Here is a 503-nt window from a genome sequence, read left to right on the forward strand (position 1 = left end):
TTTTTAGCGCTTAGCCTATCTGCTGGCGCAATTGCAAAGCCGCTTGTTATCGCTCACCGCGGCGCTTCTGGTTATTTACCGGAGCATACTTTAGAAGCCAAAGCTTTGGCTTATGCAATGAAACCAGATTACATCGAGCAAGATGTCGTGATGACGAAAGACGACCAGTTAGTGGTGTTGCATGACCATTACTTGGATCGCGTCACGGATGTAGCGGAGCGTTTTCCTGATCGCGCACGCGAAGATGGTCGTTATTACGCGATTGACTTTACTCTGGCAGAAATCAAATCTCTGCGAGTCACCGAAGGGTTCAATATCGACGAAAACGGCAAAAAAGTCGCCGGTTATCCAACTCGATTCCCAATGTGGAAATCTGATTTCACTGTACCGACGTTTGCTGAAGAGATTGAACTGATCCAAGGCCTTAACAAGACGTTGGGTTACGACATCGGTATTTACCCGGAAATTAAAGCGCCTTGGTTCCATCGTCACGAAGGTAAGGA

Annotated in this window: 1 protein-coding gene; it reads left to right on the top strand. The window is 47.3% G+C overall.

Annotated features, from left to right (window positions below):
* The coding region (gene glpQ, locus R7P74_RS29770) for a glycerophosphodiester phosphodiesterase (RefSeq protein ID WP_318124350.1) at positions 1–503 on the top strand (503 nt) is incomplete at both ends.

This window comes from Vibrio sp. 2033, from assembly GCF_033339735.1.